Source organism: Neobacillus oceani, from assembly GCF_046237595.1.
GTDB lineage: Bacteria > Bacillota > Bacilli > Bacillales > Cytobacillaceae > Bacillus_D > Bacillus_D oceani.
Map to the genome: position 1 here is coordinate 479116 of NZ_CP143543.1, position 24769 is coordinate 503884.

Consider the following 24769-nt stretch of genomic DNA (forward strand, 5'->3'; position numbering starts at 1 on the left):
GCCAGTTTATGAGGAGGAAACAGCATTGAATATGCCGTTTATAGTTGAAGAAGAAGCAAAAAGAAGCTTTGATTTTTTCTGGAAGGAAGCCAATACGAATCCAGATTCACCGGGCTACGGCCTCATTCTTGATAATACAGGAAACAAGAAGGTCGCGAGCATTGCCTCCGTGGGCTTTGGCCTGTCCGCCATCATTATAGGAATTGAACGGGGTTGGATTACGAAGGAAGAGGGCTATGAAAGAACAAAAGGAACACTCGAAACCTTCCTTCGCAATGTCGAGCATGTAGGCGGTTTTTTCTATCATTTTTTAAATATGGAAACAGCAAAAAAGTACGAAGAGTTTTATGATTGCGCATCCATTATTGATACCTCGCTATTTTTAAACGGTGCCATTACTTCAGCTGAATATTTCGGTGGCGAAATTGCCGATTTGTTTGAAAAAATATATGCCAGGGTCGACTGGGACATGTATTACGACAAAACGGTCAATCAGTTTTACATGGGCTATAACATTGACACTGGCGGGTTCCACCATTGGGATATGTATGCCGAACAGATGATGCAGTACATTCTTGGCGTCTCCTCGGTAACCCATCCCGTCCCGGTGGAAATATATCAGGGATTTGAACGAAGGCTCGGGGAATATGGCGGTTATGAATTTTACAACTCGCCGGGCGGCTGCCTGTTCACCCACCAGTTTTCCCATGCATGGTTTGACTTTGCGAAGTACCGGGACAGTGATGGCATTGACTGGTTTGAAAACTCGGTAAAGGCCTCTAAAGCAAGCCGGCAATACAGCATCGATCAAAAGGATAAGTTTAAAACATATCACGAAAATTCCTGGGGGCTCACCGCATGCGCTACCCCTAACGGATATGGCGGCCCTGGTACACCGCCATACCATCCAAATGTGAATCCGGAAAATGACGGTACCGTTCCTCCAGCAGGGGCGATTGGTTCAATCGTGTTTACACCGGAAGAGTCGATTGCGGCAATGGAGTACTACTATGAAAATCACCCTCAGCTTTGGGGGGAATATGGTTTTCAGGATGCGTATAATCTCGATGTTACACCTCCATGGTATGCAGACCATGTAATTGGCATTGATAAAGGGATTTCGCTGATAATGATAGAGAACTACCGTTCAGGCTTAATTTGGGACTTGTACATGAAAAATAAGTATGTGCAGCGGGGAATCGAGTTGCTTGGCTGGAAAAAGGTAGAGAAGTAGGCTGCGCGTTCAGGAATTGCATACAACCGGCTATACAAAAGGGCTCCATTTTATGGGGCTCTCTTGTCGCTAAGGAATTTATGGAATAGAACTTTGTGGATAATTCGAAACAAGCTATTGTAATCCAGCTCCAGCGCCTAGCCCCTCGAGGTCATAAGCGGGTTCCCTCCGGAGGGCAGGCCCGTCCTGCGGGCCCCGTCTTATGCTTGTCGGGGCTGACCACTAAGGAAAGCTCCTTCGAATAATCATCGCAGGGACAGGCGATCTTTGCCTGTCGCGAAGGCGCTTGCGCATTTTGTTCCTATCCATAAAAAGGGAGAGGTCTTTTGTTATGATTGAGATTAAGGATAAACAAATCATCATTGACGGAAAGCCGAAGCTTTTGATGTGCGGGGAAATTCATTATTTCAGGCTCCATCCGGGTGAATGGCAGGACCGCCTTGATAAGCTGAAGCTTGCAGGGTGCAATGCGGTTGCTACATATGTTCCGTGGCTGGTTCACGAGCAGGAAGAAGGCGTATTTGATTTTACAGGCAGGACGAGGCCTGAATTGAATCTGAAGGGATTCATTGAACTTTGCCAGGAAAATAGACTGTATTTTTTCCTTAGGCCGGGACCATTTATAATGGCCGAAATGAAAAATGAGGGCCTTCCTTACTGGGTGTACGAAAAATATCCGGAAATCATTCCGGTGGGATGGGATGAAAAGCCGGCCACAACGAAGACGGTTGATTATCTGGCTCCCGGGTTTCTTAAGGCGGCTCGAAATTGGTATAAGGCGGTTGCCGAGGTTGCAAGGCCATACCTTCATTCCAATGGCGGCTGCATCATTGCCTTTCAACTGGACAATGAAATTGGGATGCTTTCATGGGTAAGCAATACGCCAGACCTTACCGACCATCTTCTCGATGATTTTTCGGGCTGGCTGAAAAAGTGCTATAGCAATGAACTCTTATCGCAAAGGTATCCTTTTGATTTGGATGATTCGTTAATCAGGAATGAATCTGTCAGATCGCCAAAAGAATCATATGCCGCCGAACTGATGAAAGATCTTGGCTATTATATGAGGGATCGTTTTGCAAGATACGTTTCTACCCTGAGGGGTTATGCCGAGGAATTTGGCATCCGTGATATTCCCTTTGTGGTAAACATCCATGGAACAGGGGGGCTCCGTGGCTTTACCTTTCCGATTGGCATCAGCCAGCTTTATGAATCCTATACTCAGGGGCCAGGATATCTGTCAGGTTCCGACATTTACTTTGGGGATTTGGAGATGAATAGCTTCCAGGATTTGTACATCATTAATGGATTCATGGATGCGGTCCATCTTCCTGACCAGCCGCTTACCTCGGTGGAATTCAACTGCGGCGATGGGAATTTCGGGAATAACTTCGGCGGAAGATATGATCCGTCCGCGTCTGATCTGAAAGCAAGAATGTGCATTGCCCAGGGGAACCGCCTAATCAATTATTATTTATTCACCGGGGGATTCAATTTCCGGATGGACAAAGCCCTAAACGACGGCAATGACAGGATTGCATTTACAGGGGAACGCCACGGCTTCGCGGCCCCCGTCAGCCCTGAAGGGAAACTGAACTATACTTTTCCAAGGATGGCAAGGGGAATTCAGGCAATTATGGCGGTTGGCGAAAAGGCTGCGGCGATGGACGAAGAGCGGGATGGGGTGGCGTTTGCATTTATTCCTGATTATTATATGACCGAATACAAATACCCTAAAAGTGCGAAAATGGCTGAAATCGTTTCGAATTTGGAAGCGAACCGAGCGGGGGGAGGATGGGAAAGCATGGCGAGGTCGATGCTTCTTGCCGGCTATCGTTTCGGAGCAGTCGATATTCAGAATAAACCACTTTCTCTAAGGGAAACCCCTGTGCTTGCCCTTCCTTCGGCTAAATATATGAGCGGTGAAATCCAGCAAAAGCTTGTTGATTATCTGGATGAGGGAGGAGGAATCCTTCTTTACGGCGAGGTACCGGAATATGATATGGAAGGGAATGAGTGCGCCATTTTGGCAGATGCGCTCGGGGTTTCTCCGATTGGCGTCCACCGTGACTCGGGTGGATATTACCTTTCGCTATATGCGGAAAACTGGCTGGCTCCCCGCCCGGAATTAAGGACACACTTCGCTCAGGTGTTTGAAGCTGGAAAAGCGATTCCTCTTTTAAAGGTATACGGGACTGAGGAAGTATGTGCCTTTGAAGCCGAACGTGGAAAAGGCAGGGCGATTGTCATTGCAGCTGCCTATCCTGCCGAACTGGAACTATATCAAACAGCCCTTGAAAGGCTTGGCTCCAAAGCAAGCTTAGTACATGATTGCGAGGAGCATGGCATTTTCATGACTTCGACAGCCAACAGCGAGGGTGAACGTTTCATTCACCTCCTTAATTTAGATGGATTTGATAAAGAACTCCGGATTTATGAAAATGTGGAAGAATTGTTTGGCGGTTTAAATCTTCTCCTGCAAAGCAAAGACGGGGTCATGCTTCCTGTAGATTTGGAACTTGGAGGCAGGGAAATCGCCTGGTCGACGGCTGAAATCACTGGTTATGGGCCGAATTCGATGGATTTCCGGCTTACCCAAAAAAGCGATGTCATTGCCTTCAAAAAAGGTACCGCAATAGATGGTTCACCAGATTACACCGTTGAAAGGGACGGTGGTCTGGTCAAGGTAGTTTCACTCAAGCATGCAAAGGTTGACGACCGGCTGACAATCTATTTTAAATAATGTAAAAAAAGGTGCGGACATTCCCCGCACCTTTTTGCTATTTCGAAACAGCCCTGACCGACTTACCGTCAAGAAGGCTGACCTGAATTTTCATCGGCCCATCCGGTTCGGATTCACCCTTTATCAAATCCAGGAGGGCTCCCGCCGCCATGGCTCCCCACTTCTTCTTGGAGTAGGCGATCGTTGTCAGGCGCGGGTCTATATAATGAGAAACCTCAATATTATCAAACCCAATGATATGAATATCCTTGCCAATTATGAACTCTGTTCCTGCAAGGAAATTGAACACGCCTATCGCCATTTCATCGTTGAAACAGAAAACCCCAACAGGGCGTGAGTATTCCTTCGTAATTTTTTCCGCGGCGGCCATACCTGATTCTTTATCAAAATGGCCCTGTATCTCCGTATAGGCAACGTCGGGATTGTCCTTTACGGCAGCCCTTGCAGCTTCCAGCCTGCGTTTGGAATCATAGGATTCCTTTGGCCCTGTAACAAAATAAAGCTTGTCGAGCCCCGCGGCGAGCAAGGTATGGACAGCCAACTCCGCGCCTGCCTGATTATCGAGTAATACTTGCCTTATATTATCATGCATCAGTTCCCGGTCAAGAACGACAAGCTTGTGCCCGCGTTCCGCATACGACAGCAACTCAGCATCTTGAAAGGAAGCGTCCAATATTATGGCTCCATCAATCATTCTTTCAGGAAGGAAACGATGGGATTGTGTTCCTGTACATACGATAAGCTCATAGCCGCTTTTTGAAAGTTTTTCACGCATGCCGTGGAGGAGATGGCCGTAAAATGCGCCGCTGTAATCAGTTAGATAGGCACCGATTATTTTGGTTTCCTGTTTTTTTAAATTCCGAGCGGCGGCATTCGGAATATAATCCAGCTCTTCTGCCAGGGCCATTATTCTGGCTCGCGTTTCCTCAGTGACCTTTGTGCTTCCATTCAAGGCGTAAGACACTGTAGAAATGGAAACGCCCGCGCGCTTTGCTATATCTTTAATACTGACCAAGAATTTTCCTCCGTCCTGTTCAAATGCCTCTCTGATTGGATGCCTTAACCATCAGCGGAAAAAACGCCGCTTATGGTAGGTTCGCTTAAACCTTATTATAAGACATACAACTCTGATGTTAAAATCAAAATTTAGTATGCCGGAGGTTGCATTTATCCTCCGGCAGACAATGTAGAAGTTCCTTTTGCTTACATGAATATTTCAATTTCGTTCTTTCCCGATTTAAGCAGCCGCTTTAAGAGATCCCGTTCGATTAGCAGTCCGCCGCTTCGGTACCGGTTGGCAAGCATTTCTCCATCCACAGTTTCCCCATTTATTTTTACCGAAATCCCGCTGTTACCTTCAAGATGATAAATGAATGCTACTGGCAGGCCATCGAACTTGAAATCAAAGCGCAAGCCATCGAGCTCCTGGGGCAGGACCGGGTCGATGATTAAGCCCCGGGCATTCCGGCGGATTCCAAGGCAGTTTGAAATGAGCTGGTTCATATAAATTCCCGGGCCACTTGAATAAATCCTCCAGCCCCCTTTAACTTTAACCTTTCCAGCTTTCAATTCATCAAATCTGTCCCTGGCTTCGTACCTCGTTTTAAAGCTTCCGTCCGAGCTGCTGAAGTACGCATTGCTCTGCCGGAAATCAGCATTCGGGACTGCATCCTTCAACCCTACCGGATTGATTGTTTCAAGTCCTTTCCAAGCTTCATCTGCTTTTCCGAGCTTGGCCATCGCCTCGACAAACCGAATGTGGGCATGGACGTATTGCAGGCCGATTTCCCTTCCGAAGTTGGCCGCCTGTTCGGCGCGCTTAAAATTAGTGCTTACCCCGCCCTCATAGTTGGCTGGGCGGTTCATTAGGCGTACGCCATCAGGGCAATACAAATGTTCCTTAATTAATTCATAGTGTGCCTTGGCGGAATCCGGGCTAAGAAGTTCACTGATCATGCTCCTTGTCATTGGAAGGAGGCGATAATTTATACCGGTTTTATTATCTTCCGGATGGACCATCAATTCAGGTTTGCCTGGCTCCTCCATATAGATGAAACCTGGCAGGATTCCAGTTGAAAGCATGTATGTTTGATAGTCACTTTCAATTCCATGTGCAAGTTCTTCGAGTTCTGACGCTTCTTTTTGAGCAATAGGGCCCAAGGCCTTCGCGAAGCCCTTGACTGTCTGATAGGTCAAAGCAACCGTCCAGCTGCTGATCATATATTTTTTAAGCTGGGCATTGGCAGGCTGGAGGGTGTCATCCCAGTCGCCGTCCCCATATGAAGATAGATAGGTATCATGCAGGAAGTTGTTTTTAATATACTCAATTTCCTTTTTTGCATGGTCCAGAATCGATGCTTTGTGTTCTGTAAACTTAAAAGAACCATTTATTGTATATGGAACTTGTTCCCCGAGTATCCCATAGTCCCCGGTAGCCGTAATATAGTCCCCAAGAACCTTCAGCGGCCAAACGATAATATCGCCATGGCTTTCACCGGCCTGGATATAAGAGTAGTTATCGAACATAAACCATTGCGGCCAGTTTCCAGTATCTTCGTATTGATGTGAGTAAACTGTTTTAATAATTTCACGGGCAGAACCATCATTCTGTGTGGCCAAGAAGTATTCAACCGGTCCCTGGCAAACATCCCTTGTCCCCCATGCGGCGCCGCCGTATTGTTCAAGCCCGTGCGGAACCGAGTAATGGACAAGCATATTGTGGGTATACCACCACGCAACTGCATTGACCTTTTCAATTGGCAAAGATGTTTTTTCATTTCCGAGCATGAAACCATTCATGACATCTTTCAAGAATGCTCTATATTTTTCGATCTCTCGGTCGGCGTTTCCTTCAAATAGTGGGATGTCTTCCCCATGGAGCCTTCCCTGGATGACAATGGACCATTCCGGTGTCTCTGATAAGTCCAGTGCAACGATACCGGCACTGCCAGCGGGTATCCCCAAGGCAAATATCCGTTCATCCGTAATTTCCACCTTTGCCCCCCGGATGTGAAGCTTATAGGAGAGGCCAGGATAGCTTTTGCTGCTTTCCGCATGTTCGCTCGCCTTAAACAAAACGGACTGCCCATCCTGTTCCATTCGGAAAGGCACCTCATATTCATTGCTGTTCATCGAAATTTGGTTCGTAACAAGATACCGGTACTTCTTTCCGCTTTTTGAGCTCGCTGAAAGGACCAGTTCTGGCGTTTCAACCGATGTAAAGTTCATAATGATTATAGTGTCATCGCCGAACTTATAGTGCCAGCGCGCATAATTGAACCCGATTTCAAAAAGGGACGGCATGGTCAACAGCCTGTATTTTCCGTCCAGTTCAACATAGATTCTCTGCCCGGAGGTTTTAAGGACGTTAAGGTGATTCCGGGCGTTGGTCATCATTTTGTTGAATGATGTATTTCCTACAACTACTTGTGAATTAAAGATGCCATACATGTACGAAGTGGATGTAAGGGTGTTTTCCTTCATTTTCGCATTGTTACCTGTCATCACAATATGTCCGTGCGGCCGCTCGACAAGCAGTTCTTTTTCTTTTAAAACAATATGCTCATACGTATCTGTAAAGAAGCTTAGCAGTGTATCGCCGTCCCACTCTTCTTCAATCCTGTTCGGGAACAGCGTGTCTATGTCCTGCTGGGACATTGTGTCCGTCTCAAGCGGTTTTCCAAACACAGAAGACAGGGTTGGTTTATTGTTTAAAGGTGCTGAAGGCTTTTGCCTGCCTTTTGCCCGGTTCCAGGCGTCTTCAATCTCATTTGAGTATTCAAGTGACGTAACTGCTTCGGGATGGGTTTCTTTAAACAAGCCATAAAATACGACTTTCGCGTTGCCATTCAGCTTGATTTTTCTAGATTGAAGGGCCGTAAAGGCGAACTCATACTGATAAATTTCATTTGGCAAAAATGGTTCTTCCAAGGCTTCTGGGCGGTCGGTTTCCTTGTAGGAAAGGCCATAGAACTGGAATCCATCTGTCGAATAGCCGACAGCTCCTGTAAGCGAGCCCTGCTGTAGATATGGAAAGCCTCCCGGCTGCGGCTGGTTTTGGCGTGAACATACAGCATAGCCATATTTGTTTTCATAGATTGAGTGATCAATATAATGGGACAAGTATGCTTCATTGGAACGGACAAATCCCTGGCTGCCGAGCCCGAGGTCCTGTGTGTAAATGACGTCAACCTCGGCATTGCCGCCTTCAAGGTCAACTTCCCAGAACCACAATCCCTGTTCTTCAAGCCTTAAGGTAACCATGTAAGCAATGTCTTTTGCTTTTCCCTGCCATACGACTGCATCGCCTTCATGGCGAACGCTGCTCGTTGATTTAATTCCCAATAGGGGAAACGCGTCTATTTGGCTGCCTTCATGGAAGCGGAGGTAAAGGTTATTCAAGGACCCGTCCAAGGGATTGCCGATTACTTGATTCAGCATAATTTCGCCATGTGTGGCAAAATAAAGGTCGCCACTTTCCAAAAACGTAAAGCGGGTTTTTCCTTTCTCTACAGTAAACATCGTTTCATTTAACATTGGCATGGTGTTCCCTCCGGTCGTTATTTTACGAGCTTAAAGGCCAGTTCAATCCCATCCCGGCTGTTTGGCCCGATATAGGCGTTGAATTGTCCTGCATCGCTTTTATAATCAAGGTTTGAATGGTAGTAGCGAAGCATTTCTTCAGTTATAGTGAATTCGACGTTTTCTGATTGGCCAGGTTCCAGCCGTATTTTTTTGAACCCCTTCAGCTCCCGGACGGGCCGGACAATTTCCCCCGAAATATCGCGGATGTACAGCTGGACCGTTTCTTCACCGGAAACCGGGCCATTGTTCGTAACTTTGGCTGAAACCGTAACACTTCCATCCATCATCAATGTCGCTGATGAAATTTCTCCATCGCTGTAATCGAAGTTTGCATAACTGAGCCCAAATCCGAATGGGAAACGAGGGCTGTTTGGAATATCTAGATATCTTGAAACATATGTGTCCGTTTCGCTTGTTTTCGGCCGGCCTGTATTAAAGCTGTTGTAATAAACAGGGACTTGGCCAACCGAATGAGGGAAGGACATCGAAAGACGCCCGGATGGGTTTGCATCTCCGTAAAGAAGATCGGCTATGGCCGCTCCGCCTTCTGTGCCTGGGTACCACGCTTCCAGGATGGCGCCCGCTTCGTCAATCACTCCGTCAAGATCGAGGGGACGGCCATTGAACAGGACCGCGGCCATTGGTTTGCCTAATTTGGCCAGTTCTTTCACCAACTCGCGCTGGACTTTAGGAAGGCGGATATCCGCACGGCAATTTGCCTCACCGCTCATTTCCGACTTTTCACCAAGTGCGAGGATGATAATCTCCGCTTCTTGTGCTGCTTCGATTGCTTGCTGAAGCTCATCTTCTGTTCCGGTTTCAATGCCGCAGCCTTGGCTCACGGAGAAAAGTGATGAGTCAATTTTCCCGGTGATTCCTTTAGCAAGCGTAGTGGCTAACTCGCGGGAACCATGCCATGACCACGGTCCGAGGATATCCCCGTTTTCCGCAAATGGGCCAATCAGGGCAATCTTCTTGTCACGGCCAAGCGGCAGCAATCCATTATTTTTAAGGAGAACACACGATTTGGCTGCCATCTTACGGGCGAAATCCCTATGGGCTGAAGAGAGGACAATTTCTTTCTCCCTATCTTCATTTGCACCCCTGTATGGATTTTCAAACAAGCCTAGTTTGTCTTTAAGACGAAGGATGCGCAGGACTGCTTCGTCAATCAGGCTTTCTGAAACCTTTCCATCCGCGACCAAATTCTTCAGGTTTTTCACATAACAGGGCGTCATCATCTCAATGTCGACCCCAGCTTCTATTGCTTTTAGGGCGGCTTCCGCTTCATCTTCAGCCGCTCCATGATTGATCATTTCTCTTACGGCACCCCAGTCCGAAATGAGTACGCCATCAAAGCCCCATTCGTCCCGCAGGATTCCGCGCATGAGCGCCTTATTGCCTGTCGCTGGGATGCCATCGACTATATTGAAAGAGGTCATGACCATTTCACAGCCTTCATCAAGCGCTGCTTTGTAGGCTGGCAAATACGTTTCCCGAAGCGTCCGCTCGGACATATCGACCGTGTTGTAATCGCGGCCTCCCTCAGCCGCTCCATACGCGGCAAAATGCTTCACACAGGCGGCAACATGGTCATGGCTGTTTGCCAGGTTATCTCCCTGGAAACCACGGACAAAGGCCCGGGCAAAAAGGCTATTTAGATACGGGTCTTCACCAGTGGATTCCATGACTCGCCCCCAGCGCGGATCGCGGACTAGGTCAACCATCGGGGCAAACGTGACATGAACGCCAGATACGGCAGCTTCCCTCGCAGCGATTGAAGCGCTTTCTTCGGCAGCCTCCAAGTCCCATGAGCATCCTAGCCCAAGGGGGACGGGGAAGATTGTTTTAAATCCGTGAATAATATCAGCCATGAACAGAAGCGGGATACCGTGTGGATTTTCCTCCAAAAAGACTTTTTGTATGTTCACGACTTCCTTGGCGCCAGAAGCCCCAAGGATTGAGCCTGAGTTGATGACGGTATCTTCGTTTATTCCCATATCGGCAATCGGGCCTGTAATATGGCCGCCATCTGAGGACCCTTTATAAAAAGGGGTGGCAAGCTGCATCAATTGAGCGATTTTTTCATCAAGGGACATTTTTTCCAATAATTCGGACAAGTGTTTTTCAGTCATATGTTGACCCCTTCCACACATTTTGGTGAAACGTTTCGATTGAATTATAAACGCTTTCATGGAAGCAGTCAATTGGTTTATAGAAACGTTTCGATTTATGGCCATAAGTGGTAATAGCCTTTCATGCCGTTCCTAGGAAAATCAATCGAAAAATCGTGAAATTAATCGATAAAGATAAAGAACCATGACTAACCCTGTGATTCTCCCGAAATCCAAATGAAGCAGGAGATCTCTCCCCTGCTTCACCAGTAACTTTATCCAAGATGTTTTGTACAATTATAGAGGCTGCACTCCCATACCTCGTCTGTATGGCCTAGTATGGTAACGGAGGTATTGTGAAGCGGCGGTTCATTTTTCAGCTCTCGCACAAGTTCGCCGACAATTTTCCGTATGAAAGCGCCGTGGCTGACAATGAGAATGTTTTTGCCGGGATTGGCTTCTTTTATTTCCTGAATGGCGGGGAGGCCACGTTCTAGGACTGATTCGTGTTTTTCGACGCCCAGGTCCAGCTTCCGCCAATCGCTGCCCCATTTGGCAATGCGTTCTTCCTCGATTGTCCCTTCTATTTGGCCCCCGCTTACTTCGCGGAGCCGTGAATCAAAGTGAATTTCTTCTACTCCTATCCTGGCTGCAATTATTTCAGCGGTTTGCCTTGCCCGCAAAAGAGGGCTGGCGTAGATAGCATCCCATTCTTCTCCGGATAGCCTGTCTGCGAGCATTCGCGCCTCGTTGATTCCATCCTGGTCGAGTGGTATATCAGAGCTTCCCTGGGCGCGCCTTTCTTTGTTCCATGCCGTCGTTCCGTGGCGGATAAAACCGATTTTCGTCATAATGGCCTCCTATGGAATTTTATTAAGATGTTCTTCAATGCATAAAAGGATTCGTTCTAAAGCGATTGGTAGAGTGAAGCGAGGATCCGCCCGTAGTGTAACGCATCACTTAAGGTTCTCCGCCCAGGAACGGGTAGTGGCGGGGTCATGGCTGTTTATGAATATGTGGCGGTCTTTTGTTTCGATGTGAAGGTAGGGCGGTTTGCCTTTTTGAATGAACAGTAGGCTCGTACCCAAGCCTTCGAGCTTGAACTTCCCTTTTGCGATATTACTCGTTCCAAAGCCGTCGACTTTTACGGTCGCCTTTGGCATTTCTTCAATCAACTTGAAGTTCAATATATCCTCGTAAGGGATTTCCTCGCCATACATCCCCGTGATTTCGATCCCCTCTTTTTTGAAAAGCATTTCCGCGTCCTCGTAGCCAAAGTACATTAGGAGTCCTAATGAAACGAATGTAATCAGGGCAATGCAGGAAGTGATGAAATAGCTTCTCTTTCGCTTTGCGGGTGTTTCGTAGCGTGAAAGATAAATAATTCCCCCGAGCAAAAAGATGAGCATGAAGCCGATTATTACCTCGACTACATAAGGAAACGAAGTGAACAGGAGCGGCAGCAATAGTATCATTCCAGCGGCTGTTGCGATTAAAAGTGTCCCAACCCTTTGTGGAAAACCTTCTTTAATTAATTTTTCCTGTTCTTCCTTCGGGCGAAAGGCAAATCCAGAGATAAGCCAGTACGCACCTTTCCTGACCACCCAGCCAAGCAGGAGGAGAAGTAGAGCGGTGCCTAAAAGAATGAAAAATAAAGCCATCATAAAATAGCCCCCTTGATAATGCCTTTTGTTCAAGGATACTATACTTTTCCATTTTTGGGCACGGTGGGGACGGAAAATTAACGTTTAAGGATAGTTAGGTGCGTAGATGGATGGAGGGAGCAAGTTTATTGGAGGTTTTTCTTTTAACCGAAAAAAGCCGGGCTCCGATGGGACCCCGGCTTTGTAACTTTATTTCCGGATGAACATTTGTGTCCAGTGGTAACCGGATTGCTCAAATCCAACGCCGATGTGGGTGAAATCGCGGTTCAGGATGTTTTTGCGGTGTCCTTCCGAGTTCATCCAGGCCTGGACGACTTCCTCTGGTGTGCGCTGGCCCATGGCGATGTTTTCACCGGCGCTTGTGTAGGTGACGCCGAAGTCGCGCATCATGTCAAATGGCGACCCGTAAGTAGGGCTTGTGTGCGAGAAGTAGTTCTTTTGCTGCATGTCCTGTGACTTTTTCAAAGCAACGCCGCTCAGTTTGGTATCCGCCTTTAATGGAGGAAGGCCGTTTTGCTGGCGCTGGACGTTGGTAAGGTCAATGACTTGCTGTGCCATTTGGCTAATTCCGGCTGTGGGCGCTGTTTGCTGTTTTGCAGGAGTCTGTTTGGGCGCCGCTTGCCGCTGCTGAGGAGCTGCCTTTCCTTGCTTTTGTTGTTTAGGTGCTTGGCCCGGCTGCATGACCGGAGGCTGTGCACCTGAGTTTTGCGGAATAGAGATTTGCCAATACTGGTTTCCGCTCGGAAGATTTAGGATTTGCCCTGTACGTGGGTCGATTCGAAGGAACTGGTACTTTGCTGGCTGAACTAAAATCGCACCAGTTTCCGGATAACTTTGGCTATCCATTGTGGTTTCGAGACTGGAAATATTGAACATACCCTTCCGGTCATTTCCATGTCGATCGTTGTTGCCGAACGTTCCAAATCCGTCATTACGGTCATCCCGAAAATTTTTGCCAAACCCATCATCATCCCGGTTATTTCGGCCAAACCGGTCATTGCGGTCGTCGTCGTGCCCAGGATTCCACTCTTCGGTCAAAAGGCCTTCATGGTCCATGCCGAAAAGGTCATTGTTTCTGTCACCGTTGTTGTCGCGGACATTGTACGCCCCTGTTCCATGATCCATGGCGTTGTTTCTATTGTTGTTGTCGTTGGCGTTACAGGCGGCGAGGCCCAACGTCAGGACACTGGCGGCCATTATGCCCACGGTCTTTTTTATCAAGTTGCATGCCTCCTTAGGACAATATAGTGGTACGCTCTTATTCTTCAACCGGATGGGTAAAATATGAATGGAAAAATGGTGAGGTATGGCTATAAAAAGGAAGATGGGGAAATTGGCTGCCCTATACGACATTTTGATGGTGAGTGGTATAATTTAGTGAAAAAAGGGGGATGGAGAATATGACATTAGAAGAAGTAATGGAAAGGCTCGCCGAAATGGGAACGGAACAAACGAAAAAAACCTTTTTGCGGCATGGTGCCAGGGAGCCGCTATTTGGGGTTAAAGTCGGCGATATGAAAAAGCTTGTGAAATACATAAAGAAAGACCAGCAGCTTGTTCTTGCGCTTTACAATACAGGAAATTACGACGCCATGTACCTTGCCGGGCTATCTGTTAATCCGAAGCTTTTGAATAAAACCACGCTTCAAGATTGGGTAGAGAAAGCGTATTGGCATGGACTGGCGGAATATACTGTTGCCTGGGCGGCGGCCGAAAGCAATTTCGCCCTTGAGCTCGCGAGGGAATGGATTGAAGCCGATGAAGAAACAATTGCTGTATGTGGATGGAGTACATATGCCAATTATATTTCCATTAGTAAGGACGATGACCTTGACCTGGACGAAATCAGGGGGCTATTGAATCGGGTGGAGAATACGATTCATTCAGAAAGAAACAGGGTCCGGTATGTAATGAACACGTTTGTAATTTGCGCAGGTTCGTATGTCAAGCCTTTGCATGAAGAGGCATTAAGGGTTGCAAGCGCCATCGGAAAGGTGCAAGTAAATGTAGGAAATACGGCTTGCAAGGTACCGGTAGCAGAAGATTATATACAAAAAGTTGAGCAAAAAGGAAAAATTGGGGTAAAGAAGAAGACATGCATTTGCTAATGCTTGAATGAAGGTAAAGAGGTGCGGGAAGTATGGAAAAGAATCAATTGAAAAGGGGATTGAGCAATAGGCATATCCAGTTAATTGCCCTTGGCGGAACGATCGGGGTGGGGCTGTTTTATGGGTCTGCCGCGACAATCAAGCTTGCCGGCCCCGCCATCCTGCTTTCCTACCTGCTTGGCGGCGCGGTAATTTTTATGATTATGAGGGCATTGGGGGAAATGGCGGTTGCCGACCCTGTTTCAGGCTCCTTTAGTGCATACGCGAATAAATACCTTGGACCGTTTGCAGGCTATTTGACTGGCTGGACATACTGGTTTAACTGGATTGTCGTCGGGATGGCCGAGATTACGGTTGTCGGCGTTTACATCAACCATTGGTTTCCCGAGGTTCCCCAGTGGGTTTCGGCGCTTGCCGCGCTTGTTGTGATTACCCTGATCAATCTGATTAATGTTAAGGCGTATGGCGAGTTTGAGTTTTGGTTCGCGCTCATTAAAGTAGTCGCGATTGTGTGCATGATTATTGCGGGCTTCGGAATTATCCTGTTTGGAATTGGGAATGGCGGAGTGCCCGTCGGCTTCGGGAACCTATGGGAAAATGGGGGCTTTGTTCCGAATGGCGTATGGGGGATATTCCTTTCTCTTGTGATGGTCATGTTCTCCTTTGGCGGGATTGAAATGATCGGTTTGACAGCGGGAGAAGCCCAGAATCCGGAGAAAACGATTCCCTCTGCGATAAACAATGTCATTTGGCGGGTCCTTATTTTCTATATCGGCGCGCTTGGAATCATCATGGTATTGTACCCATGGGATGAAATTGGGACAGCCGGCAGCCCATTTGTCCTGATATTTGATAAAATCGGAATGCCAGCAGCGGCGGATATCATAAATTTTGTTGTCCTTACCGCGGCTCTTTCCGCGTTTAATAGCGGAATGTACGGAACGGGGAGGATGCTCTACAGTTTGGCGGACCAAGGCAATGGACCTTCTTTTTTCAGGCAATTGAGCACTTCGGGAGTGCCGGCCCGTGGCGTACTGTTTTCTGCTTCGATTTTGCTCGTTGCGGTTTTTCTTAATTACATCGTTCCAGAAAAAGTGTTTTATTATATTACTTCGATTGCCACTGTAGCTGCGGTAACAAGCTGGACGATAATCCTTGTCACGCATATGAGATTCAGGAAGGAAAGAAGTAAGGAAGTTGGGCTGTTCCAGATGCCGTTTTTTCCTTATTCTTCTTATTTCGCGCTTGTGGCCCTTGCGGCGGTGGTCGTTGCCATGGCCTTTATCGAAGGAATGGCGGTGGCGTTTATAGTCGCCCCTGTTTGGTTTGTACTATTGTTTATTGGATACCGATTGAATCAAAAGTAAACCACATTTAAAGAAGCCACCCCGATTGTGCCGGAGTGGCTTTGTTTTTTCAAAGGAAACTTTAAAATAGATCCTTGTGGATAACTCAAAACAAGTTATTGTAATCCAGCTCCACAAGAGTAGGCTTCGGAAGCATAATCCTCGTACGAAGCAAAAAGCGATAGCTTTTTCGAGGAGCGTCCTAGCCCCTCGAGGTCATAAGCCGGTTCCCTCCGGAGGGCTGGCCCGTCCTGCGGGCCCCGTCTTATGCTTGTCGGGGCTGACCAAGGCGCTTGCGCATTTTGTTCTGCTTTATGATACTTTCAATTCTGTGTTTTGGCTGGCGGGTTTCGGTGTTTTGCTCCCCATAGCCATACCAATCAATGTGCCGACGACCGCTGGAACCACCCAGTCCATTCCCGCTGAAGCAAATGGAAGTGCGTTCCTTAACGTAAGGATTGGCCCGAGATTCAACCCAAAGGTGCTTAAGCCGCTTATTGCCGCGAAAACTCCTGTAAACAGCATCGCTGTTCCGTATACCCGGCGAGGGTTTTTAAAATAGCGATGGAAGAAGCTCAGCGTGATAAGCACAATTGTTAGCGGATATGCGGTGACCAGGAATGGAACCGAAACTTTAAGGATTTGCGCCAAGCCCGCGTTGGAAAGGACAAAACCGCTTAGTGCCACCATGGAAACAACTGCTTTGTAGCTCAGTTTTGGAAAAAGATTTGAAAAATAGTGGCCGCACGCAACTGTAAGGCCGACAACCGTCGTGAAGCAGGCAAGTGTGAAAATCAGGCCAAGAAGGACTGGGCCGCTTGTTCCAAAAAGGAAAGCTGAAGTTGCGGTAAGCAATTCCGTTCCGGATTCAAAAGAACCTTCCGCACCCATTTTTCCGCCTATATAGCCGATAGACACATAAATGAGCGCCAAGAGGGAGCCGGCAATAACCGCTGCTTTCACTGTATAGCGGGTAAGCTGCTTTTCATTGCTGATGCCGCGTTGTTTGACGGCGGTAAGAATAACAATTCCGAAAGCGAGTGACGCAAGTGCGTCCATTGTATTGTATCCCTCTATAAATCCTTTGAAGAAGGCTGCTTTTTCATATCCGCCGGCTGGAGCGTTGAAATCCCCGCCCAATTTTACGAAGCCTGCAGTGCAAAGGGCGACAATCGAAATAAGGAGGACGGGAGTGATCCATCGCCCCATATATTTTTCCAACTTTTCGTGGTTCATGGTTGTTAAGTAAACAATGAGGAAAAAAACTGCCGAATACACGAATAATGCCAATGATTTATTTAATGATTCAGCCGCGAAAGGAAGGACGCCCATTTCAAACGCGACAGACGCATTCCTTGGAATCGCGAGGAATGGCCCGATTGACAGGTAAACGACGGCCATAAAGATTGTACTGAATGTAGGATGGACTCTGCTGGCGAGTGCTTCCGCTCCTCCCTTTACAAGTGAGACTGCAACCAGGACTGCAAGCGGAAGTCCGACCGCGGTAAGGATAAATCCCGCCATTGCGAGCCAATAGGATGTTCCGGATAAGGCGCCAAGCATTGGAGGGAAAATTAGATTGCCAGCTCCAAAAAACATCGAAAATAACATGAATCCGATAAACAGTGTATCAAACTTTTTCATCTCTAACTCTCCCTTTTTGTTATTTTAAAATAAAAAACCCGCCCCCGTAAAATTACAGGGACGAGTTAATACTCGCGATACCACCCTACTTCCGCAGCGGCCAAAAGGCATGCGGCACTCAGCAAACGTACAATCATACGTGTTCCTTTGTAACGGCGGAAAAACCGTCAAAGCTTACTAGCATTCAGCTTTGCATCTCGGAGATGATTTTCGGCCGGGCACTGGACACCGGCTTCCACCATGTGCCGGCTCTCTGGGGAACAGTCTTCCCAGCTTACTCTTCTCGTCATCGAATTTTTTATTTAAAAATAATTTAACAGAGGCCTTGTTTGGTGTCAATCACTTTTTGACAATTTAAACTATTGCCGCCATAGAAGCAAGAGTCCCATTAAAACAAAAAACCCGTCACTCTAACAATGTAAGCGGTGCCTGGAAGGAAAAAATTAACGTTCACTTTTTGATGTCAGGGTGGGTGTTGAAAGAACCGAAACCCGGCTGTTTAGTTTTACTCAAATCCCAGATTCGTAACAGCCCAAAGGGAAAACGGCCAGCAACGGAGCCTGCCACCATTCCTGCCACCCTATAGTACATAAAGATAGATGCTTAAGAAGTGGGCTAGGCTTCCCAATAAAATAAAGATGTGGAAGATTTCATGGAAGCCCATGTATTTTGTGCGGAGGAAGTTTGGTTTTGCGCCATAGATAATTCCCCCGATTGTGTATATGACTCCCCCAAGGATAAGGAGGGTAAGGCCTTCGCGCGGAATCGATCCAGCGAGCGGCGATGCGACGAAGATAATCATCCAGCCCATGATGATGTACAGCGCGGTAGACAGCCAGCGCGGGCAATTGAACCAAACCATTTTGAAAATGACGCCGATTACGGCTACGGCGGCGATAATGGCAAACATTACCCACCCTGTCGTACCGTTCAAGCTGATAAGGCAAAAGGGGGCGTATGTTCCGGCGATTAATACGAAGATCATGGAATGGTCGAGCCTGCGCAGAAAGGCAATTACCCGATCTTTAGCAATGACCATATGATAGGTAGCCGAGGCTGAGTAGAGAAGAACCATGCTAATTCCAAAAACCATGACAGCCGAAATAGCCAGCGGGGATGCGGCTGCTGCTGAAGCCTTGATGACCATGGCAAGAAGCCCGGCAAACGATAACAAAGCACCCACAAGGTGAGTTAATCCATTGATTGGTTCACGTATATACGCATTCATATGCCAACCTCCTAATAACACTTAATGTAGTTTTGATAACTACATATAACAATATTACGAATCCGTAATGTAGTCAACATTTAAAATAATCCTGTATAATGTAATTAATTCACATTGAGTAATGGAGGCTGCTAATGGAAGACCTGGAAAAGCTAATTGAGAGTCTTGGATTTAAAAAACAGATTCATCTAGAGGAGATGCCTTCAATTGATCTATACATGGATCAGGTGATTCAGCTTTTCGATCAAGCTTTCTCGCAAACGAGGCGGAACGTGGATGAAAAAATCCTCACGAAAACAATGATCAACAATTATGCTAAAGGCAATCTGTTTTTTCCTGTTAAAAAGAAAAAATATACCCGCGAGCATCTGATTTTAATCAGTCTTATCTACCAGTTGAAAGGCTCTTTATCGATTACAGACATAAAAGGGGTTTTAAGCGGCATCAATGATCGGGTGACAAAAAGCGACTTGGACCTCGAAGCCTTTTATTCAGCTTTTCTTGCTCTGTCAGCTGAAAATGAACGCAATTTTCGAGAAGAAGCTAGGAAACGAAAAGACGCAGCCGAGAAGGAAATTAAACTCATGGAAGACGGAGACAAAGAGTTAGAAACGATTCTCCTTGTTGCCTCGTTGGTTAATATGAGCAATATGTACAGACGGCTAGCCGAAAAACTGGCGGACCAACTACAGGAGGACGGACTGGACCTCCGGAGCAAAAACTAACCCAAGGTATCGATTCAATTGTTCTAAGCTTAAACAGAATTTTTTACGTAAAAAAAGAACCTGGATCATCTGTCCAAGGTTCTTTCGCGCGTTGGTGCATTAACAGATTTGAAGTGGTAGATTAGGGCTACAGGTAAGTAAATCACTTTAATTGGCTCCATTTTCCGCTTTAGGGATGCCATTAACAGAAAGGGTAATGGTAACTTTTGTGCCCTTGTTCAGTACACTTTTGAATTCCATCTTCCCATGATGGGCTTCAACAATTTTCGAGCTGACCGTAAGGCCGAGGCCTGTCCCTTTTTCCTTCGATGAATAAAAAGGCTCCCCGATTCTTTCAAGCCGTTCCTTTGATATCCCAATGCCATCGTCCGTAATGGAAACAATAACTTTCCCATCTTTCCCGCAGTCCGTTGAAATGGCCACTTTTCCGCCAGAATGTGAAGCATCAATTGCGTTTTTAATTAGATTGATAAAGAGCTGCTTCAATTGATTTGGTTCGCATTGAATCAAGCAGCGTTTTTCCCCGAAGGATGGAGTGATCTTAATGTCATGCATGGCGGCCTCAGGCGTTAACAGCGAGATGACATTTTCCAACAGAGAATGCAGGTCTGTTTGACTGAACTGGAGCTTCTGTGGTTTGGCGAGCAGCAACAGCTCACTTGTAATATGATGAATCCGGTTCAGCTCGTCCGCCATAATCGAATAGTAATACTGATGTTTTTCATCCTCTGATTTAAGCAGCTGGACAAAGCCGATTAATGAGGTAAGCGGATTGCGGATTTCATGGGCGACACTTGCCGAAAGTTCGCCGACAACCGATAGCTTTTCCGACCGGCGCAATTTTTCCTCCGTTCTTCTTAGCTTTGTGACATCCCTTCCATAGCCGATGATTCCCTTTGTTTCTCCGTGAATAACCATTGGGACCGAGGTGCATTCGAGAATAATTTTATCGCCGTTCTTCTTTTTAATATCAAATTCAATAAGCTGTGGTTTATTGTTTTTGCTGACGATCGAGAAATAGTTCTCGAGCGCTTCCCGGTGCTTCCGGGGTATCAGTTTCTGGAAATGCCTTCCGATTATATCCTCAGGGTCATACCCGGTCACTTCCTTGAATCGTGGGTTTAGGTCGATGAATCTGCCCTCGAGATCAGTCATATAAACGATATCAGGGCTGTATTCAAAAAGGGATTTATATTGCTGGCGGCTTTCTTCGAGGAGATTGATGAGCAGCCTTTTTTCCGTAATATCCCTTCCCATGATGACAAGGCCTTTCCGGGTTCCATCCGGATTGAAAAGCGGAACCTTTATCGTGTCAAAAATCTTTCTCGTTCCGTTTGGGGAAATGAGCACTTCTTCGACACGGGTAATTTTCCGGTTTTTCCACGTTTCTTCATCGGACTTTTCGCAGTAAATAAGGGCGTTAGCGTGATCGGCACTAAAGGCAGCGAGTTCGGAATCCTTTTTTCCTCGGTAATCAACACCATCGAGGCCGAAAAGTTTTAGGCCAAACTCATTTGCTTCGACCCACCTGCCCTCGCCATCCTTGAAATTTACGAAATCTACCATCGAATTAATCAGTGTCGACAGCCGTTGCCTATCCATTCTTGCCGTATTGAGCTCCTCTGCCTTTTTGATGGCAAAATAAAAAACAATCCCTGTTGCAACGACAAAAGCTGTTTCTTTTAAATGGCCGATTGCTCGAATGTATGGAGATGGTTCAAATTGGGCAAGCAGTAGGTTTGTTCCGGCAATCCAAACAATACCGTAGACGATAAAATTGAAAATCAGCTTTTTTTTCTCCATAAAACCACTCCTGGAAAAATTGTTTCCAACATGCCAATAGAAACGGAGAGTCGTATTACCAAAAAGGTGTTGTGCAACTCCCTTATATCTTAGGCTCGATTTTTCGTTTCCTGTAAGGTTTCTTCCTAAAAGCGCTCCAATCTTCAACCGCGCCAGACCCGAGCAGGACCCCAAGAAGGATCAGGATGAATCCGGCAAGGTGGGAGAAAGTAATTGTTTCATTAAGGAACACGGCTGCTCCTACAAGTGAGAAAAATGGGCTTAAATTGATAAAAATCGCCGACTCGGCAACCCCGACTTTGCTAATCGCCGAGTTGTAGGCCATATGCCCAAGCGCGGTCGCAATGATGGCCGATCCGAAAAATATAGGCCACACGGAAGTAGAAGCAGTGCTGATTCCCCTGATGGCTCCCGGCTCCTGTACGATGCTGATAAAAAAGAGGATCAACGAACCAAATAAGAGCATGTACCCGGTCATAAGGCGCGCATCCATTGTTCTTGATACCTTCTTTATTAAAATAAAGCTGCCTGCCTGAGTCAGGATGGATAGGAATATGAACAAATCGCCAATCGAAATAGATCCGATTCCATAGCTGTTTTCTAGGACGATAAACGAAACACCCAAAAGCCCTGCTAGGACCCCGCACAAGCGCGGGATAGTGAGGCGGGTGCCGAGGAAAATGGCGGCAAGAATCGCCGATAGCAATGGGCCGAGCCCAAGGATTAATCCCGCGTTTGAAGCGGTTGTTTTCGTCAAGCCGACCGAAAGGAAATAATGGTGGCAAACAACATTGAAGATACTTGCGATCAATGTATAGATAAGTTCGTTCCGGCTGAGCCACCTGACCTTTTTTAAAAGGGCAAGTACGAGGAATACGGTAATTCCTGCCGTCAATACTCTAAGGGAAGTAATGGTTACTGGAGTAAATTCCGTGACAATGATTTTAGTTGCAATGACATTCAATCCCCATGCGGCCATGACTGCTACAAGAATGGCATATGTCTGGAGATGCTGTTTTCGATCCACTTTCCGTTTCCTTCTTTCCGATCTCCGTACAATGTCCGGAGCAATGATAAAGAGGGGAGGATGCGCATGATCCTTCCCTCTTTCCCTTTGAATCCATGGAATTTAGTATAGCAGGTTTTTGAAAAACAGGCACAGCGAAAATTTTAAATGAATCTTTTTGGAGGGCTATTTTCTTTTCCTTTTACTACAACAGACCCTATGTTGGCCTTTTGGACTCCCTTGCCTATCTGGATAGCTTTCGGGGCGGAGTCTCGTACCGTCAGTTTTTTAATTACAACCGCATCCGTACAATTGTCGCCGCCAAATAATTTGATATCGGCCCCCGCTGTCCGGAACCCACTTACCGAAACATTGTCCAGCGCCACATTCCGTGAGCGGTACTGCAGGGCCATCACGGGTTCGCCCCGATAATCATACTCGGGGTCACCAATTGCAGTAAGGTGGTTGATGGCGACATTCCGGTAACCCGATACAACAAGTGCCCTAGGCTTTGAGTTTTCATAAAGAGCGGTGCGTATCGGGGCGATGGATACGAGGTTCGTCGCCTTGATATTGAACGCAGTTTTCGAAACAGGGTCCGTACTTTTATGATGGCCAATATGCCTCCAATTGAAAGACCGGTTGTCGTTCACTGAAAGGTGGCCGATGATATGGACATTGGAGGCGGCTGAGGAATTTCCGTGCGCTTTGATTTCTACCCCGCCAAAGCACCGTGTCGAAGAATTATTGACGAGCCAAACATTCCGTGACCCGTCATCAGCTTCAAATCCGTTCGAATTGGAAAATCCTGTTTTATGGGCACGTCCGCTCGGGTCGCACATATGGCAATTTGAAATGAGGATGTTGTCACTATGATGGGTCGTAACGCCGTCATCGCCAAATCCATACCCATTTAGCCCATCCAGCCAAATATAGTTACTGCCGCCCCTGGCCCGATAGCCGTCACCCGAATAATTATAAATGGTCGAGGACACATCGAAGCAGTGTAGTCCGGGGTTGATCGCTTCCACATCCTTTACCCAGCCGAACGTTACATTGGCGAAAAGCAGGCAGCTGGAAAAGTTATTGCCGGCGGCCGTTTTGACTTCATCCCCGAGCCGCTCCACATTCCAGTCAAGTGTCATACCCTCGACAAGGATATTCCGGTTTCCTTTCCAGTGGGAAGAATTCGTTACGAGCTGGGAGGACTTCGGAGCCTTGCCATGGAGTTTGAGAATGGTTCTTCCTTTCCCCTCACCAACAAGGCATGTCCATGACGGCACCCGAATTTCTCTCGTCACGAACACCCCTTTAGGAATCCTGACGGTCACCCGCCCATTGCCGAGCGCTTTTTTGAAGGCTTCGGTATTGTCTGTCACACCGTCTCCGACAGCACCGAAGTCCTCGACATTCACTTCCTGCTTCGTAGTTGCTTTCAAATGACTGTATTCCTCGTCAAGGAGGCCTTTCCAGGAAGGGTACACATGTCCAGCGGAATCCACAATCGTATTCGATTCGGACAAGGCCGCCTTTGTTTTTTTTGCAAAAAAGAAAACAGGCATTGTCGTGAAAAATTGTTTGAGGATGCCTGATAGCGGCCTTTTTTGTTCCGGTTCAAAGGAGTAGCTCCCGGGGTCAGCGCTGTGCTCACTGAAAAGTTGTTCCGTCCGGGCAACGGCTTCCGCAATATCAGGGCTATCGTCCAAAAGTTGCGAAATGAGTTCGGCATTTTTACGGGGGTCATGGTTTTTATCTAGGTAGATCATATCCAGCCCTCCTTTGCTCAAAGAAAATGACATATTACTTAATCTTAACGCTCCATTCCTAATCAACAAAGTAGAAAAGGACTTACCATCAATAGAAAAACCCGTTGATGGAAGGTTCACTGTATTATTCCCGTCTGGTTCAGGGGTAATCCTGGTAAGGGGCAGGGCAGCAGCCTAGTACCCTGCCTCCTTAAAAATAAGTGGTTAAAATTCGCCATCAAAGGGCGTGAACGGGATATTGAACCTATTTTCAAGGAACCGGAGCCTCTGGTTCACTCTTGAAAGCCGGCGTGATATTCGTTCCACCTGGTTGTTCAAACGGGTTATTTCCCTGCTTTGGCGTTCATTCTCACGTTCGATCAGGCCAACCCTCCTCTCAAGCTGGCGAATCCTCCGTTCGAGTTCCGGTGGTTGGCGGTTTGGATCCATTTGTTCGTATGAATATCCGCTATCCTGCTGGTAGTAGTAAGGAAGAGTCTCCTGGGGCTGAATGCCAAATGAATAATCTGGCTGTTGCGGGAAATTACCGGAAAAGTCTTGCATGTAAAGCGGTTGCGTTCCCTCGTAAAATGTGGGTCCCTGCTCGTAAGGGTTGTTCATGGAATGGCCGTAATCAAAGGCTCTTTGCTGTTGTGGAAACACTGGGCATTCTCCTTTTATTATATAGGTGAAAGTCCCTATACAGTATGCCCGGGTTAGGATAAAGTCACGGCTTCCGCCCATTCCTTTTTAAAGGGAGTGGCAATTGACCGCGATTCCCACCTCATTTAAGACGCATAAGGTATTTTCCCTTTTGCCGATAAT

17 protein-coding genes and 1 other annotated feature are annotated in these 24769 nt (G+C 47.0%); of the genes, 5 read left to right on the plus strand and 12 right to left on the minus strand.

Annotated features, from left to right (window positions below; all coding sequences use genetic code 11):
- Positions 1–31 precede the first annotated feature (31 nt).
- Positions 32–1234: a glucoamylase family protein gene (locus V1499_RS02415; RefSeq protein WP_409276204.1), complete on the plus strand. Its 1203-nt coding sequence runs from the start codon at positions 32–34 to the stop codon at positions 1232–1234.
- A gap of 331 nt (positions 1235–1565) precedes the next feature.
- A complete protein-coding gene (locus tag V1499_RS02420) occupies positions 1566–3977 on the plus strand; it encodes a beta-galactosidase (RefSeq protein WP_409273510.1) in 2412 nt (803 codons plus the stop codon).
- Between the two features lie 37 nt (positions 3978–4014).
- Here the strand turns inward: V1499_RS02420 and V1499_RS02425 are convergent, their stop codons facing one another.
- From V1499_RS02425 to V1499_RS02450, 6 genes are all read right to left on the minus strand, one after another.
- Positions 4015–4992: a LacI family DNA-binding transcriptional regulator gene (locus tag V1499_RS02425; RefSeq protein WP_409273512.1), complete on the minus strand. Its 978-nt coding sequence runs from the start codon at positions 4990–4992 to the stop codon at positions 4015–4017.
- A 188-nt stretch (positions 4993–5180) separates the two neighbouring features.
- Positions 5181–8519 carry a GH36-type glycosyl hydrolase domain-containing protein gene (locus V1499_RS02430; protein ID WP_409273514.1) on the minus strand — a complete coding sequence of 1113 codons (3339 nt, stop codon included), beginning with the start codon at positions 8517–8519 and terminating at the stop codon, positions 5181–5183.
- A gap of 17 nt (positions 8520–8536) precedes the next feature.
- The gene (locus V1499_RS02435) at positions 8537–10696 is read right to left on the minus strand and encodes a glycoside hydrolase family 3 N-terminal domain-containing protein (protein ID WP_409273515.1); all 2160 of its coding nucleotides are present in this window, start codon (positions 10694–10696) and stop codon (positions 8537–8539) included.
- A gap of 254 nt (positions 10697–10950) precedes the next feature.
- On the minus strand, positions 10951–11526 hold the full coding sequence (locus tag V1499_RS02440; RefSeq protein ID WP_409273517.1) for a histidine phosphatase family protein: 576 nt from the start codon (positions 11524–11526) through the stop codon (positions 10951–10953).
- A gap of 105 nt (positions 11527–11631) precedes the next feature.
- Entirely contained in the window at positions 11632–12339 is a 708-nt protein-coding gene (locus tag V1499_RS02445) for a DUF3784 domain-containing protein (RefSeq protein WP_409273519.1), read from the minus strand.
- Between the two features lie 189 nt (positions 12340–12528).
- Positions 12529–13215: a CAP domain-containing protein gene (locus V1499_RS02450; protein WP_409276205.1), complete on the minus strand. Its 687-nt coding sequence runs from the start codon at positions 13213–13215 to the stop codon at positions 12529–12531.
- 524 nt (positions 13216–13739) lie between these two features.
- Between V1499_RS02450 and V1499_RS02455 the strand changes: the two genes are divergently transcribed.
- Together V1499_RS02455 and V1499_RS02460 are read left to right on the plus strand one after the other, a co-directional pair.
- On the plus strand, positions 13740–14447 hold the full coding sequence (locus tag V1499_RS02455; RefSeq protein WP_409273521.1) for a DNA alkylation repair protein: 708 nt from the start codon (positions 13740–13742) through the stop codon (positions 14445–14447).
- Between the two features lie 32 nt (positions 14448–14479).
- The gene (locus V1499_RS02460; protein WP_409273523.1) at positions 14480–15814 is read left to right on the plus strand and encodes an amino acid permease; all 1335 of its coding nucleotides are present in this window, start codon (positions 14480–14482) and stop codon (positions 15812–15814) included.
- Between the two features lie 291 nt (positions 15815–16105).
- Here V1499_RS02460 and brnQ read toward each other — a convergent pair whose 3' ends face one another.
- Together brnQ and trhA are read right to left on the minus strand one after the other, a co-directional pair.
- Positions 16106–17437, minus strand: coding sequence for a branched-chain amino acid transport system II carrier protein (gene brnQ, locus V1499_RS02465; protein WP_409273525.1), 1332 nt, complete (start codon positions 17435–17437; stop codon positions 16106–16108).
- Between the two features lie 53 nt (positions 17438–17490).
- Positions 17491–17736, minus strand: a binding site (T-box leader).
- A gap of 281 nt (positions 17737–18017) precedes the next feature.
- A complete protein-coding gene (gene trhA, locus V1499_RS02470; protein WP_409273527.1) occupies positions 18018–18665 on the minus strand; it encodes a PAQR family membrane homeostasis protein TrhA in 648 nt (215 codons plus the stop codon).
- A 134-nt stretch (positions 18666–18799) separates the two neighbouring features.
- On the opposite strand from trhA, the gene V1499_RS02475 reads away from it, so the two are divergent.
- Positions 18800–19390 carry a DUF1836 domain-containing protein gene (locus V1499_RS02475; protein ID WP_409273529.1) on the plus strand — a complete coding sequence of 197 codons (591 nt, stop codon included), beginning with the start codon at positions 18800–18802 and terminating at the stop codon, positions 19388–19390.
- 147 nt (positions 19391–19537) lie between these two features.
- On the opposite strand, the gene V1499_RS02480 is transcribed toward V1499_RS02475, so the two are convergent.
- The 4 genes from V1499_RS02480 to V1499_RS02495 form a co-directional block, all read right to left on the minus strand.
- Positions 19538–21193, minus strand: coding sequence for a PAS domain S-box protein (locus V1499_RS02480; protein WP_409273531.1), 1656 nt, complete (start codon positions 21191–21193; stop codon positions 19538–19540).
- Positions 21194–21275: 82 nt separating this feature from the next.
- Positions 21276–22220, minus strand: coding sequence for a DMT family transporter (locus tag V1499_RS02485; RefSeq protein WP_409273533.1), 945 nt, complete (start codon positions 22218–22220; stop codon positions 21276–21278).
- A 143-nt stretch (positions 22221–22363) separates the two neighbouring features.
- Positions 22364–23965 (minus strand): glycosyl hydrolase family 28-related protein, encoded by a 1602-nt coding sequence (locus V1499_RS02490; protein WP_409273535.1) that lies wholly within the window; start codon positions 23963–23965, stop codon positions 22364–22366.
- A gap of 204 nt (positions 23966–24169) precedes the next feature.
- Positions 24170–24607, minus strand: coding sequence for a hypothetical protein (locus V1499_RS02495; protein ID WP_409273536.1), 438 nt, complete (start codon positions 24605–24607; stop codon positions 24170–24172).
- Between the last annotated feature and the right edge of the window lie 162 nt (positions 24608–24769).